Origin of the sequence: Fretibacterium sp. OH1220_COT-178, assembly GCF_003860125.1 — a bacterium.
Taxonomy (GTDB): Bacteria; Synergistota; Synergistia; order Synergistales; family Aminobacteriaceae; genus CAJPSE01.
The window spans coordinates 16,006-29,655 of the sequence record NZ_RQYL01000021.1; the positions used below are offsets into that span (position 1 = coordinate 16,006).

A 13,650-nucleotide genomic window follows, 5' to 3' on the forward strand; every position below is an offset into this window, starting at 1 on the left:
TCAATCCTGCGGCGCCGCTTTCCGGACCAACCGCTTCCCCAGCTCACGGGCGTTCCGAAGGTCGCGCGGGAACTGCTCCTCGCGCTGCCTGGCCTTGTCCTTTTCATTGAACATGGGGACGTCGTAGCGGGAGTAGTCGCTGAACTGATAGGTGTCGTAGGCGCAGAGCGTCTCGCTGTAGCCGAAGGTGCGCTCGAGGGCATCGGCATTGGCCCCCAGCAGGAGGGGATAATCGAGCTGATCCGCCAGTTTCTCCGGACAATTCATGGTGTAGATCATCGCAGTGGGTACGGTCTTCGCCAACAACCTCATCTCGCCGACCTTGTAGGCGAGCAAGGGGTACATCAGACGCTCCAGAAACGCACGCGCCGAGGCCGTGGGATATCCGAAATAGACCGGACTGCCGACAACGATGACATCCGCCTCACGCGCCTTCTCCAGCGTCGGCGTCAGCGCGTCGCGAAAGGCGCAGAGGCCTTCGGTCCTGCCGTTCCTTACCTTGCAGGCGAAGCAGCTCACACAGCCCTTGAAGGCGGAATCGTAAAGATGCGCCAAATCGGGAACGGCCCCGGCCTCCGCGGCCCCCTCCATCGCGCTTTCCAGCATCTTGTGGGTGTTCCAGTTTTTACGCGGGCTTCCATTGACGAACAACGCTTTCATTCTTCTTACCCCCGAATGTTGAATTTCCCTTTGATATCCCCCTCGGATCAGTGTATGATCAAAAAAAGAAAGAGACAAGTACGCAGTTTTTTCTTTCTTAAAATTTTGGAGGCGGTCATGAAGGCATCGAAGAACATAAAAACTCAGAACTACACGGACCGCTGTCCGTTGCTCTACGTGATGGAGCTGATAGGCTCCAAGTGGAAGCTGCCGATCCTCTGGTGCCTGAACGACGAGGACGGCCTGCATTACAACGAGCTGAAACGCCGCGTTCACGGGGTGACCAACACCATGCTGACAAAATGCCTCCGAGAGCTGGAGGAGAGAGGCCTGGTCTCCCGTCATTCGCGCGGAAGCGTGCCGCCCTCCGTGACCTATCATCTGAGGGAAGACGGACGAAGCCTCATGCCCGCTTTGGAAGGGTTGTGCAGATGGGGGATGGACTATCTGAAAAAGCACGAGGAGGGCGGCGGTACGTGTGAGGACAAAGGATGAGCCCGCCGGAGGCGGGGACGGATTTTCATCGCCCGCGGGCAACCGCGCTCAGGTGGCCTCGAGGCTTTTGACGTACTGGCGGGGCGTGCGGCCCCGTTTTTTCCTGAAGAGCTGGATGAACCACGACAGGTCGGCGAAACCGCATTCCTGGCACGCCCGCGTGACGGACCCCGTTTTCGCCAGCACCCGGCAGGCGTTGGAGATCCGGACGTCGTTCAGATAGTCGTTCCAGGTCGTGCCCGCATGGCGGCGGAACCAGCTGCAGAAGTAGTTCTTCGAGAGCCCCGCCACCGCCGCGGCGTCGGCCACGGAGACCTTCTCGCGAAAGTTGGCGGAGGCCCAGGTCACCACCGCCTTCAGCCTGTCGGAGCCCTCCCCCCTCCTCCCGACGGAGGGATTTTCCTCCCGGTCGGCGCAGCGCTGCAGGATCCCCGCCAGCCGCAGCAGCGCCCCCATCCGGGCGAAGAGGTCGCCGTCCCTCTCGATCAGCTCCATCACGCAGCCCCGCACCCCATCGAAATCCGGACAAACCCCGCAGAGCCCGTCGAGGCGGGCGCCCGTACGGCTCAGAAAGAAGGGGATGTCCATGAAGGCGCGCAGCTCCTCCAGGGAGACGTGAACGACGTAGACCCTTCCTTCCCCCTGCTTCAGCGTGACGGAGTGGACGGCATAGGGAGGGATCGCGACCACGGCGTCGCCGCAAACGGGGATGGTGCGTTCCTCGATGGTGACCGTTCCCGAAATATCACAACACAAAAGCACCTCTAGGGCGCTCGAGTAATGGAGGGGGGCGACGTCGTCGTTCCTCAGCTCCTTATACCGGACGGTATAAGGACAATCCGTATCGAAAAAGAGGCTCTCCTGAAAGGAGAGAGGCGTGTTCTTCCCGTAGAGGATCCTTCTGCTCATGCAAATCAGCTTAACAGAGCGGGCGTAATATCACAACAGTTTTTCGTAAAATCGAGGCTTGTGTTTCTCCCCCGCAGACGGTAAGGTTTTATTGCAGTTCCATTCCGGAACACCGTTTTCCCGGATCTACCCCTAAGGACGAGAGGTGTTGTTTTCATGACGACAAAGGAGTTCATCATTCGGCACAAGATCATAGCCATCTACCGGAAGATCTACGGAGACACGCTGAAGCGCCTGGCCGAGGCCCTCCAGGCGGGAGGGATCCGCATGATGGAGGTCACCTTCGACCAGCAGGACCCGGACTGCGTCGCCAAGACCGCCGAGTCCATCCGGATGCTTGCGGATACCTTCGGGGACTCGATGCAGTTCGGGGCCGGCACGGTCCTCACGACCGAACAGGTCCGGGCCGCCCGGGAGGCCGGGGGGCGGTTCGTCATCTCCCCCAACACGGACCCGGAGATCATCCGCCGAACCAAGGAGCTCGGGCTGGTCTCCATCCCCGGCGCCATGACCCCCAGCGAGATCATGACGGCCCACAACAGCGGCGCGGATTTCGTGAAGCTCTTCCCGTCGGGTGCCCTGGGCTTCCGCTACATCAAGGACATCCTCGCCCCCATCAGCCACGTGAAGCTCATCGCCACCGGAGGGGTGAGCGAGGACGACCTGGGACAGTACCTGGCGCTCGGCTTCGCCGGCGCCGGGGTGGGCGGGCGCCTGGCCGACAAGAAGCTGATCGCCGAGGGCAACTTCGCGGAGCTCACGGAGCGCGCCAGGAATTTCGTGGCCATCGCCCAAGGGGCCTGAGGCGCTTCCATGGCCGGCAAGAAGTTCATCGCATTCGGCGAGGTCCTGCTTCGTCTCTCGCCCGACGGGTTCCTGCGCTTCGCCCAGGCGGAGCGCTTCAACGTGAACTACACCGGAGCGGAGGCTAACATGGCGGTCGCCCTGGCCCACATGGGGATGCCGACGGAGGTCGTGACCCGCCTGCCGGACAACGAGATCGGGCGCTGCGCCCTGCGCATGTTCCGCAAGTTCGGCGCGGGGACCGGCCACATCGCCTTCGGTGGCGAGCGTCTGGGGATCTACTACCTGGAGCGCGGGGCCTCCCAGCGCGCCTCCCAGGTGATCTACGACCGCAGGCACTCCGCGTTCTCCGAGGTGCGGTACGAGGACTTCGACTGGGACGCGATCTTCGCCGACGCGGGGTGGTTCCACTTCACCGGCATCACCGCCGCGCTTGGCCCGGAGCTGCCGGACATCTGCCGGAGGGCCTGCGAGACGGCGAAGCGGCACGGCGTCACGGTGAGCTGCGACCTGAACTACCGCAAGAACCTCTGGACGACCGAGCAGGCCCAGGCGGCCATGAAGCCCCTGATGCGCCACGTCGACGTCCTGATCGGGAACGAGGAGGACTCGGAGAAGGTCCTGGGCATCGGAGCGGCGGGGACGGACGTCACGGCCGGGGTGCTGAACATGGACGGCTACCGCGACCTGGCCCAAAGGCTGACGGAGCTCTACGGCTTCAAAAAGGTGGCCTTCACGCTCCGCGAATCCCTTTCGGCGTCCGTCAACAACTGGTCCGGACTGCTCTATGAGGACGGCAGGCTCCACACCTCGCGCAAGTACACCATGCAGATCGTCGACCGGGTCGGCGGCGGCGACTCGTTCGCCTCGGGCCTCATCTACGGGATTCTGAACGGCTTCGACCCGCAAAAGGCCCTGGAGTTCGCCGTCGGCGCGTCCTGCCTGAAGCACTCCATCGAGCTGGACTTCAACCTGTCCACGGTCAAGGAGGTCCTGAACCTCATCGGCGGCGACGGCTCCGGGCGCGTGGTGCGCTGAGCGGAGGCGCCGAGCGCGACGTTCCGGCAATGAAAACAAAATCGTTTTCAAAACCATTTCAAGGAGGTTTTCGAGTATGAAAAAGGCAATGCTCTCGTTCCTGTGCGTCTGCGTGCTCTTCGCGGCGGCCGGCCTTGGGGAGGCCGCGGATTTCCCCGGAAAGAAGCCCATCACCATCGTCGTCCCCTATTCGGCGGGCGGCGCCTCCGACACGACGGCCAGGATCTTCGCGGCCGAGATGGAGAAGGTCCTGGGCACGAGCTTCATCGTGACCAACATCACGGGGGCATCCGGCGCCATCGGCCTGGAGCACGCCCGAAGCCGCAAGCCCGACGGCTACACCCTGGCCTACATGCCCGTGGAGTCCACCATGCTGCGCGCCCTGGGATTCACCGACCTCTCCTGCGCCGACTTCAAGTTCATCTGCCGGGTCATGACCATCCCCGCAACGGTGACGGTCCGCGCCGACAGCGAGTGGAAGACCTTCGAGGACCTTCTGGCCTACGCCAAGGCTCAGCCGGAGAAGATCCAGACGGGGAACTCCGGGACCGGCTCCATCTGGCACGTCGCCGCCGCCTCCCTGGAGGAGGCCAGCGGAGCCAAGTTCACCCACGTCCCCTTCGAGGGAGCCGCCCCCGCCGTTGCGGCCCTGGTGGGCAAGAACATACAGATGGTCACCGTCAGCCCTTCCGAAGTCAAGTCCAACGTGGATTCCGGCGAGCTCAAGATCCTGGCTGTCCTCGGCGAGGCCCGCAGCTCGGTCTTCCCCGACGTGAAGACCGCACGCGAGCTGGGCGTCGACCTGGCGCTCCAGGCCTGGGGCGGCTTTGCCGTGCCCAAGGGGACCCCGGAGGACGTGGTGAAGATCCTCGAGGACGCCGCCAAGACGGCCGCCAACTCCGAAGCCCTGAAGAAGCTGCTGAAGGAGCGCGGCTTCGACCACGCCTACCTCTCCGGGGACGAGATGGACAAGAGGGCGGCCGCCGAGCTGGAGCACTTCGGCAACCTGATCCCGAAGCTGGGCATCGCCAACTGACCGCAGGCAGGCTCGACGCCCACCCAATTCCATCCCAAGGAGCGGGCCATGCGCAATAACGACGTCATATCCGGCCTGTTCGCAACGCTCTTCGGCGCCGCCCTCTTCGTTGCGACATGGCTCGAACCGAAACTCACCTTCATAGCCAAGACCTCGGACGGGGTTCCGGGAGCGGGGTTTTTCCCCTACCTCATGAGCGGCTCGGTCGCGCTTCTGGGCACGGCCCTGACGGTAAAGGGGCTCGGGCGGCGGGATACCGCCGCCGCGCCCATCCCCCGGGAGAACCTGAGGCTGCTGTTCGGGACCCTGGCGGGCCTGATCGGCTTCCTGGTCCTCTGGCCCCTGACGGGGCATTTCTACCCGCTCGCCCTGCTGCTCTGTCTTTTTCTGAACCGACTTTTGAAGCGCTCGTGGCTTTTTGCCGTCGTCTACTCCCTGGGGCTCTGTCTGCTGGCCTACCTGGTGTTCACCCTGGGGTTTTCCGTCCAGTTCAACGCATGACGCGGAAGGGAGGATAAACGTATGGGAACGGAAGTCTGGCTCTCCGCTTTGGACTCCGTCCTGCAGCCCTCGGTCCTCTTCTTCCTCTGCGCCGGCGTGCTGATCGGGACGGCTATCGGGGCCCTTCCCGGGCTCTCGGCCACCATGGGAATCGCCATCATGACCCCCGTCACCTTCTGGTTCGCCCCCGCGGACGGGTTCGCCATGCTCATGGGGCTCTGGAACGCCGCCATCTTCGCGGGCGGGATCTCGGCCATTCTGATCAACACCCCCGGGACCCCCGCGTCCATCACCCAGTCCTTCGACGGCTACCCGCTCTACCGCCAGGGCAAGGGCGGCCTGGCTCTGGGGGTCAATGTGGTCTTCTCGGCAATCGGGGGCATCTTCAGCATCCTGTGCCTCATGCTCTTCGCCGAGCCCATAGCGCGCTTCACCGTCTCCTTCGGCCCCACGGAGTACTTCATGCTCGCCCTCTTCGGGCTTGGGATGATGGTCGCGGTCAGCGGCGCCTCCCAGCTCAAGGGGCTGATCCTCGGAGCGGCGGGAATCCTGCTCTCCTGCGTGGGGCTCGACCCCATCCTCGGGATGAGGCGTTTCACCATGGGTCAGGTCTCCCTTCTGGGCGGGATCTCCTTCATCCCCGTCATGATCGGGATGTTCGGCATCGGGGAGGTGCTCTTCCAGATCTACAGCCGGGACGCGAGGCAGGAGGCGGAGGAGAACGAGAGGCGGAAGGAGAACCTGAGGATCGGCAAGGTGCTGCCCCCGGCCCGGGATATCCTGAGGCTCTCCCCCCTCTGCCTTCTGGCCGCGGCGGTCTCCACCCTCGTCGGGGCAATCCCGGCGGCGGGCGGCGACATCGCCTCCATCATCTGTTGGGGCAACGCCAAGAAGCTGAGCCGCCACCCGGAGGAGTACGGAAAGGGCTCCATCGAGGGCCTGGCGGTCAGCTCCACGGCGAACAACGGGGTGCTGGGAGGGGCCATGACCACCATGATGACCCTGGGCATACCGGGCGACTCCGTGACAGCCATCCTGATCGGCTCCCTCACCATGTACGGGATGCAGCCGGGAATCAAGATGTTCACGGAAAACGCGACCTTCTCGGCGACCATCATGCTGCTGATGCTCCTGGCGAACGTCGTCTTCCTCGTCCTGGGGCTGGCGACCGCGAAGGTGTCGGCAAAGTTTCTGTCCGTCACGCAGCCGACCGTCTGGGTGGCGGTCTCCCTGCTCTGCATCATCGGCTCCTTCGCCCTCAACAACAGCTATTTCGACGTCATCGTGATGTTCTCGGCCGGGGTCGCCGGGTTCCTGTTCAAGGTCTACGACTTCCCGACCGGTCCGTTCGTCCTGGGCCTGCTCCTCGGAAAGATGCTGGAGGCCAACCTGCGCCGCGCCCTGGTGATGTCGCACGGAAGCCTCATGATCTTCCTGGAGCGGCCCGTGACCTGCGTCTTTCTGGTCCTGATCCTCGCCACCTTCCTGTGGCCGCTGGTCCGGAGAAAAAGGCAGCCCCGACCGCTCGACAAACCGCAGCCCTGACCCATCCCTGCCAGCGCGCAGGACGCCCCCGGCGAAGTTCGCCGGGGGCGTCCTCAAATCGAAGGCCCTCCATACGACCCAACGGCCCGAAAGCGTTTCAGTCCTCCCTGCCGTAGTCCTCCAAGATCTCCTTCAAGACGTTCCTCTCGATCCTGTCCAGGCTCCTGAAGGGCCTTCTGCATCGGTCCGTCGCGATGACGCCCTGCATCGCCAGGAGCGCCTTCACCGCGGGAATGGCGGGAATCCCCAAAAGCCGCCGGTCGGTCTCGACCACCCGGCGCTGGAGTTCCCGAGCCAGCTCGACGTCCCCCTCCCTCCAGCTCTCGTAGAGCCTGACGAAACGTCTGCCGAACACCATCGCAGGGCCGGAGACCATGCCCGTTCCCCCCGTGAGCAGGCATTGGAGAAAAAGGCTGTCGCACCCGATGAGGACCTCCGTCCCCGCTTTGCAGGCAAGCAGGTAGTCCTCCACCCTCATCAGGTCCGGGACGCTGAACTTGATGCCCCGGACGTTGGCATGGCGGTCCATGACCTTCCTCAGGAGCCCCGGGGAGATGTCGTTTCCCGAACAGCCCGGAATGTTGTAGAGATAGGCGGGAAAGCCTTCCGGAGCCGCCGCCAGGACGTCGTCGTAGAATCGGAGCAGGCTCTCGCCGTCCATGGGAAAGAAGAAGGGGGTCATGACCCCGACGCCGTCGGCCCCAACAGCTGCGGCATGCCGGACATGAGCGCAGGTCTCCTCCGTGGTGGCCGCGGTGCTCTGGACATAGACGGACATGCGTCCGCCCCTTTGCCGGTTTCGGTCCACGACGACCTCCGCGGCCCGCTGCCGCTCCTCGGGGCTCAGGAGCAGCCCCTCGCCGTTGGTGCCGTTGGGGTAGAGGCCGTTCACCCCGCAGGCGTCGAGATGATCGCAGAGACGGCGCAGAGACGCCTCGTCCAGTTCGCCGTTTCCATCCAGGGGTGTGATCGTCGCGCAGACGACGCCGTGCAGCCTTTTCATGATGAACCCGCCTTTACGCATGGATTGGATACCCTCTATCGCCGTTCCATTGTAAACCCGACGGCCTCCGCCGTCGACAGGGATGCGGAGACTCCATCGACGAAACGGCCCCGCCCAAGGGACGGGGTCGTTCGCGTACAAACGGTTTCCTGCCGTATCGTCACGGCAGCTATAGTCACTGTTATGGCGCCGGCTCGACAAAGACAGCACGAAAGAACGCCATAAATTGCCAGGCGTATAGTCCCACGACTTCCACATGAATGAGTTCAGGCGAAACTTATCCCCAGCGTCCGAGCAATACTTGACCAACTTTCCTGGATAAACCTCTTTTTTAAGAAAAATTATTCCCCTTTGATTCCTTGTTGCCTGACTGGAATTTCAAGGACGTGCCATTTTCACCTCCCGGCAAAAGCGTAACCTTTCAAAAGAAGATCCTGAAACCAGCTACTTTCAATCTCTTCTTTATCTTTGATAACAATGCTGTGATTCCACCTCTTGGCACTCACCTGACTGACATTGTGTATCCTGTCGTCCTTGATTTCTTCATCGAGCATAAGGGAAAGGTATAATATGCCGTCTCTGGTCTTCTCATAGGTCCACATCCATAAAAATTTTCTTTTGACCTTGTAGGAAAGTTGAGATTTGTGCTCTTTACCGATATTCGGCAATTCTTTCAGATAGCTCTCTATTCTTTGACAGTAGGCCTCTGTTAAAGGTTTGTCCTCAAAATGGCCAATCATTTTGTTGCTCATTTTATCTTCCTCATTTGATGGATTGTCAAGCTAAACGCAACGGATAAGGAGGAGAAAGAAAGCCTGTGGGGCGGATGTTACACACCTGCGCCGAAGGCTGCGTGAAGGAACGCCATAGAGGAACAGAGCGGGGCGCAGGCGGCACGCCATCAACAAAAAGGCCCCGCCCAAGGGACGGGGTCGTTCGTCCATATCCTCCGCTCGACGAGGCCGATACACCGAACGCCTCAGGGTGCGCAAAAAAGCCGTTCGCCTGCGCCCCAGTAGGCGCCGAACAACGAGCTAAGCCGGCCGCCTGCGCCTCGGCAGGCGCCGAACAACGAGCTGAGCCGGCCGCCTGCGCCTCGGCTGGCGCTGAACAACGAGCTAAGCCGGCCATCTGCGCCTCGGCAGGCGCTGAACAACGAGCTAAGCCGGCCGCCTGCGCCTCGACAGCGCAAACTGTTGCGCCGTCGAGATAGCGAACGGCACGCCATCCGCAGCCTAACGGCTGCGGAGAGGCGGCCGCCTGCTACATGATCGCGTACAGATTCCCGTCCGCGCTGCCCAGGTAGAGCACGCCGCCCGCAAAGGCCGGGGAGCCGTTGATACCCCCGCCCGTCGCAAAGGTGAAGCGCTCCCGGCCCGAGGCCGCATCGAGGACGAAGAGGGTCCCCTGCCCGCCACCGGCAAAGACCAACCCCTCGCCGAAGACCGGCTGGGCCGCCACGCTGCCGCCCTGCGTGTCGAAACTCCACAGGACGCTGCCATTTTTCTCGGCGAGCGCGGCGATCTTGCCGTTCGCCGTCCCCACGAAGACCTTGCCGCCGCCGATGAAGGGCGCCGTCGTCACGGGGTCGCCCACGTTGGCCTTCCACTGCGGCACCACGCCCTTGATCCGGACGCTCTGGACGGAGCCGTCCCAGCTGGAGAAGAAAACGTTGCCGCCGTTGACGGACGGGGTGTTGATGGCGCCGCCCGCGCCGCCGCCCCACAAACGCTTGCCGTTCTTGGGACTGATGGCGCTGAAGACGCCCCTCTGCTCGCCCAGCAGGACGAGCCCCGAGGCGAAGGCCGGCGCACTGCGCAGCTCCAGGCCGGAATCGTAGGTCCAGAGAACCTTGCCGTTGGCCGCGGAGATGGCGTAGAGCTTGCCGTCGCCCTTAACGAAGAAGGCCTTGTTCTCCCCCACCGCCGTCCCGTCGACCACCGTCTCGGCAGCGTAGCTCTCCTCCGGCGGGACGTACTGCCAGGCGACTTTCCCGCTCTTCACGGCCAGGCAGGTGATCGTCCCGTCCGCCTGGGCGAAGATCACCTTGTCGCCCATGATCGAGGGCCGGCCGACCACCGAATTCGTCCCCTTGTAGGACCAGGCGAGCCGACCCGACGCCGCCTGGACGGCATAGAGGTTGCCCACGCTGTCCCCCGCCAGGACCAGGCCCCCGGCCACCGCCACGGAACTGGTGATCGGGGCGTCGGCCTTGAAGGTCCAGCCCAGCCTGCCGCTCCAGGCCCAGGCCGCGCCTCCCGAGAACAGGATCGTGCACGCGAGAATCACAAGCACTGCAACAGAAAAAGTACGCTTCATTCTCTGTTTCCCCCCTTGAAATAAATAACGGGCATGGTGCATGCCCTTGAAACCCAAAGTATAGCGTTTATTTTTTTATTAAAACAGAAAAGGAGGACCGTGACCATGTTATAGTTACTGAAAGTGAAATTTTGCCGAAAGTATTTCATGGGAAAGAACGGAGATTTTTCATGCACGTGAAGCTCGACGAGACGAGGCGCTGGTTCGAGGACTACGCGCGCGGGTTCGACCTGTCGGACCCCATGCTGGAGATGAAGTACGTCCACAGCCACGACGTGATGCGGACGGGAGAGACGCTGACGCGGGCCCTGGGCTGGGCGCCCGCCGAGGCGGAGGTCGGAATCGCCGCCTGCCTGCTGCACGACACGGGACGGTTCAGCCAATATCGGGACTTTCGTACCTACCACGACGGCGGGTCCGTCGATCACGGCGACCGCGGACACGCGGTGCTGACCGCGGAGTTCCCCCGGGACCTCGCCGACGGCGAGGGGCGAAGCGCCATCCTGGAGGCGGTGCGCTGGCACAACAAGAGGGAGCTGCCGGAGCGGCTGGACGAACGGATCCTTCCCTTCTGCCGGCTGGTGCGGGACGCCGACAAGCTGGACGTCTTCAGGCTGGTCCAGCGCTGCATGGCCGAGGGACGCGAGGCGGAGCTGCTGCCGCGCCACAGGGTGGACGCGCCGCTCTCGCCGGAGCTTCTGGACGAGGTGGAGAACACGGGGAGGGGCTCGTACAAAAACGCGCACTCCATGCTCGACTATCTGCTGATCCAGATGACCTGGACGCTCGACCTCAACTACGCGCCCTCCCGGGCCCTTCTGAGGGAGAGCGGCATCCTGGACCGGATTCGGGAGCGCTTTCCCCCCGGAGAGGTCCGGGTGCAGAGGCTCCTGGACCGCCTGACCCGGGCCTCGGCATAGAGACTGAAACTCAAGAGGACCTCCAGGAGCGGATCTCATTCCGCTCCTTTTTTTGATCTGCCCCTTTTTCATTCATTTGCTGTATCTTTCGAAAAAAAATGATATAATGGCCTTGCTCATTTCAGGTCAAGTGTCCCATTTTTATGTCGGGGGCTTTTGCATGGATGCGATGGGTCGTCTTACTCGCCTTATGGAACTTTTGATGGAGGACGGTGGAGAACTGGGCATTCGTGAGATCGCCCAGCGGACGTCCATCCCCAAGAGCACGGTTCAGCGGATGCTGGAAGCACTCGAGGAGTGCGGCTGGCTGGTGCAGGACGCGAGGACGCAGCGTTATCGTGTCGCCCTGCGGCTGCTCCTATTCGCGAACGAATGGCGTTTGCATCAGGAGCTGGTGCGGCAGGCCCAAGGGGTGATGCTGGACCTGTGCCGTGCGACGCAGCAGACGGTTCTTCTGCTGGTTCTTGAGGGACAGCAGGGAATCTGCCTCAACCGGGTGGAGCCCGAGAGGACCATCCGGCTGGTCGCCGAGACGGGCAAGCGTTTTCCCCTTCACGCCGCGGCCTGCGGCAAGGTCCTTTTGGCTTACTCGCCTCCGGACCTGCAACAGCGGATCCTCTCCACCCCCCTGGAGGCCTATACGGCGAGGACCATCACGGATCCTTGCAACTTGAGGGAGGAGATCGCCCGCATACGGGCCTGCGGTCTCGCCTACAGCGTGGAGGAGATGACCGTCGGGGCCGCGGAGGCCGCAATTCCCCTTTTTTTCAGAAAATCCGATCGCTTTGTGGCGGCTTTGAGTATCGCAGGGCCCTCCTTCGACCTCGAGGGCCGATTCGAGGAGTTCGCGCGTCTCCTCAAGGACGCCCGAGAAAAAATTCTTGGGACAAAAGAGGTGGAATGACATGCTGGAGGCAAAGGGACTCTCCGTCCATTTCGGCGGGCTCAAGGCCGTCGAAAAGGTGGATCTGGAGGTACGGCAGGGGGAGATCCTCTCCCTGATCGGGCCCAACGGAGCGGGCAAGACGACATTTTTCAACCTCGTCAGCGGCTTCCTGCGGCCCCATGAGGGCAGCGTCGTCTTCAAGGGGCAGGACATCACGCATCTTCCGCCGCACCGGATAGCCGCCCTGGGGCTGGTCCGGACCTTTCAGAAGACAAATATCTTTGCGGATATCGACGTCGCCGAAAGCGTCAAGATAGGATTCTCCTCCCACCGTACCGCGGGCTTCCTCGACATTCTGCTGCACGGAAAACGGAGCCGCAGGGAGCAGATGGACGTAAAAGAACGAACCGCGGAGCTTCTTAGGTTCTCCGGACTTCTCGGCCTGAGGAGGGACCTCGTCAAGAACATCCCCTACGGCAAGCAACGTATGCTTGCCGTTGCCCTCGCCCTTGCGGCCGGTCCCGAGCTGCTTCTGCTTGACGAACCGGCAACCGGACTCAATCCCGTGGAGACGAGTGAGCTGAGAGATATGATTTTAAGGATCCGCTCCGAGCTGGGCATCACCATCTTCATGATCGAGCACAACATGAACCTGGTCGCGTCCATCTCGGACCGCGTGGTCGTGCTGAACCACGGAGAGAAACTGGCCGAGGGTCTTCCCCCGGAGGTCGCTCGAAATCCTCTGGTCATCGAGGCCTACCTGGGACGGGGGTATGCCCATGCTTCTTGAGGTCGAGGGTCTTAATGCTCACTACGGCCGCTCTCAGGTGCTGCACGAGGTTTCCCTGAAGGCGGAGAAGGGCTCCATCGTCACCCTGATCGGGGCCAACGGGGCCGGGAAGACCACCTTGATGATGTGTCTGTCCGGGGTGCTCCGTCCGACGGCGGGGACCATCCTCTTCGACGGCTGCAATCTGGAGGGCAGGGCTCCGGACTGGATCGTCGCTCGCGGCCTGTCCCAATGTCCCGAGGGACGCCGCGTCTGGCCCGGCATGACCGTCCTGGAGAACCTCGAGATGGGCGCCGTCTCCGTCCGGGATTCCTCGGCGATCAAAGAACGCCTGGAGTGGTCCTTCGAACATTTCCCCATTCTCGCCGAGCGACAGGGGCAATTGGCGGGGAGCCTGAGCGGCGGCGAACAGCAGATGCTGGCCATCGCACGGGCTCTGATGCCCCGGCCCAAGCTCCTGCTGCTGGACGAACCGTCTCTGGGCCTGGCCCCCATCATCGTGGAAAAGGTCATGGACATCATACGGACGATACGGGACGACGGCACGACGGTCATCCTGGTAGAGCAAAATGCCTTTATGGCGCTGTCCATTGCGGACTACGCCTATGTCCTGGAGACGGGACGGGTCGCCCTTTCGGGAACGGGAGCCTCGCTCCTGAAGGACGAGGAGGTCCGCCGCTCCTATCTGGGAGTGTGACGGGCTTCGCTGCGGAATTCCGGTACGGGTTTTGTTCCATCAACTGA

The 13,650-nt window shown here is 62.6% G+C and carries 15 protein-coding genes; 10 read left to right on the top strand and 5 right to left on the bottom strand.

Annotated features, from left to right (window positions below):
- Positions 1–660 carry a flavodoxin family protein gene (locus EII26_RS09160; protein WP_124888854.1) on the bottom strand — a complete coding sequence of 220 codons (660 nt, stop codon included), beginning with the start codon at positions 658–660 and terminating at the stop codon, positions 1–3.
- A gap of 117 nt (positions 661–777) precedes the next feature.
- Here EII26_RS09160 and EII26_RS09165 point away from each other — a divergent pair, with 117 nt between their 5' ends.
- Positions 778–1,155 (top strand): winged helix-turn-helix transcriptional regulator, encoded by a 378-nt coding sequence (locus EII26_RS09165; RefSeq protein ID WP_124888855.1) that lies wholly within the window; start codon positions 778–780, stop codon positions 1,153–1,155.
- A 48-nt stretch (positions 1,156–1,203) separates the two neighbouring features.
- Here the strand turns inward: EII26_RS09165 and EII26_RS09170 are convergent, their stop codons facing one another.
- The gene (locus EII26_RS09170) at positions 1,204–2,064 is read right to left on the bottom strand and encodes a helix-turn-helix domain-containing protein (protein WP_124888856.1); all 861 of its coding nucleotides are present in this window, start codon (positions 2,062–2,064) and stop codon (positions 1,204–1,206) included.
- A 156-nt stretch (positions 2,065–2,220) separates the two neighbouring features.
- Here EII26_RS09170 and EII26_RS09175 point away from each other — a divergent pair, with 156 nt between their 5' ends.
- From EII26_RS09175 to EII26_RS09195, 5 genes are all read left to right on the top strand, one after another.
- Positions 2,221–2,868, top strand: coding sequence for a bifunctional 4-hydroxy-2-oxoglutarate aldolase/2-dehydro-3-deoxy-phosphogluconate aldolase (locus EII26_RS09175; RefSeq protein ID WP_124888857.1), 648 nt, complete (start codon positions 2,221–2,223; stop codon positions 2,866–2,868).
- 9 nt (positions 2,869–2,877) lie between these two features.
- A complete protein-coding gene (locus EII26_RS09180) occupies positions 2,878–3,906 on the top strand; it encodes a sugar kinase (RefSeq protein WP_124888858.1) in 1,029 nt (342 codons plus the stop codon).
- Positions 3,907–3,982: 76 nt separating this feature from the next.
- Positions 3,983–4,942 (top strand): Bug family tripartite tricarboxylate transporter substrate binding protein, encoded by a 960-nt coding sequence (locus tag EII26_RS09185; RefSeq protein WP_124888859.1) that lies wholly within the window; start codon positions 3,983–3,985, stop codon positions 4,940–4,942.
- Positions 4,943–4,990: 48 nt separating this feature from the next.
- Positions 4,991–5,443, top strand: coding sequence for a tripartite tricarboxylate transporter TctB family protein (locus tag EII26_RS09190; protein WP_124888860.1), 453 nt, complete (start codon positions 4,991–4,993; stop codon positions 5,441–5,443).
- Positions 5,444–5,464: 21 nt separating this feature from the next.
- A complete protein-coding gene (locus EII26_RS09195) occupies positions 5,465–6,988 on the top strand; it encodes a tripartite tricarboxylate transporter permease (RefSeq protein ID WP_124888861.1) in 1,524 nt (507 codons plus the stop codon).
- A 97-nt stretch (positions 6,989–7,085) separates the two neighbouring features.
- Here the strand turns inward: EII26_RS09195 and EII26_RS09200 are convergent, their stop codons facing one another.
- The 3 genes from EII26_RS09200 to EII26_RS09210 form a co-directional block, all read right to left on the bottom strand.
- Positions 7,086–7,991, bottom strand: coding sequence for a dihydrodipicolinate synthase family protein (locus EII26_RS09200; protein ID WP_124888862.1), 906 nt, complete (start codon positions 7,989–7,991; stop codon positions 7,086–7,088).
- Between the two features lie 395 nt (positions 7,992–8,386).
- Complete coding sequence (locus tag EII26_RS09205) at positions 8,387–8,743, bottom strand: DUF5655 domain-containing protein (protein WP_124888863.1); 357 nt, start codon at positions 8,741–8,743, stop codon at positions 8,387–8,389.
- A 511-nt stretch (positions 8,744–9,254) separates the two neighbouring features.
- Positions 9,255–10,280 (bottom strand): outer membrane protein assembly factor BamB family protein, encoded by a 1,026-nt coding sequence (locus EII26_RS09210; protein ID WP_158612237.1) that lies wholly within the window; start codon positions 10,278–10,280, stop codon positions 9,255–9,257.
- Between the two features lie 200 nt (positions 10,281–10,480).
- On the opposite strand from EII26_RS09210, the gene EII26_RS09215 reads away from it, so the two are divergent.
- The 4 genes from EII26_RS09215 to EII26_RS09230 all read left to right on the top strand — a co-directional run bounded on the left by EII26_RS09215 (position 10,481) and on the right by EII26_RS09230 (position 13,603).
- On the top strand, positions 10,481–11,230 hold the full coding sequence (locus EII26_RS09215; protein WP_124888865.1) for an HD domain-containing protein: 750 nt from the start codon (positions 10,481–10,483) through the stop codon (positions 11,228–11,230).
- 130 nt (positions 11,231–11,360) lie between these two features.
- Entirely contained in the window at positions 11,361–12,134 is a 774-nt protein-coding gene (locus tag EII26_RS09220; protein ID WP_158612238.1) for an IclR family transcriptional regulator, read from the top strand.
- Position 12,135: 1 nt separating this feature from the next.
- Positions 12,136–12,906, top strand: coding sequence for an ABC transporter ATP-binding protein (locus tag EII26_RS09225; RefSeq protein WP_124888867.1), 771 nt, complete (start codon positions 12,136–12,138; stop codon positions 12,904–12,906).
- Complete coding sequence (locus EII26_RS09230; RefSeq protein WP_124888868.1) at positions 12,890–13,603, top strand: ABC transporter ATP-binding protein; 714 nt, start codon at positions 12,890–12,892, stop codon at positions 13,601–13,603. Before EII26_RS09225 ends, EII26_RS09230 begins: the two co-directional genes overlap by 17 nt.
- Positions 13,604–13,650: the final 47 nt, after the last annotated feature.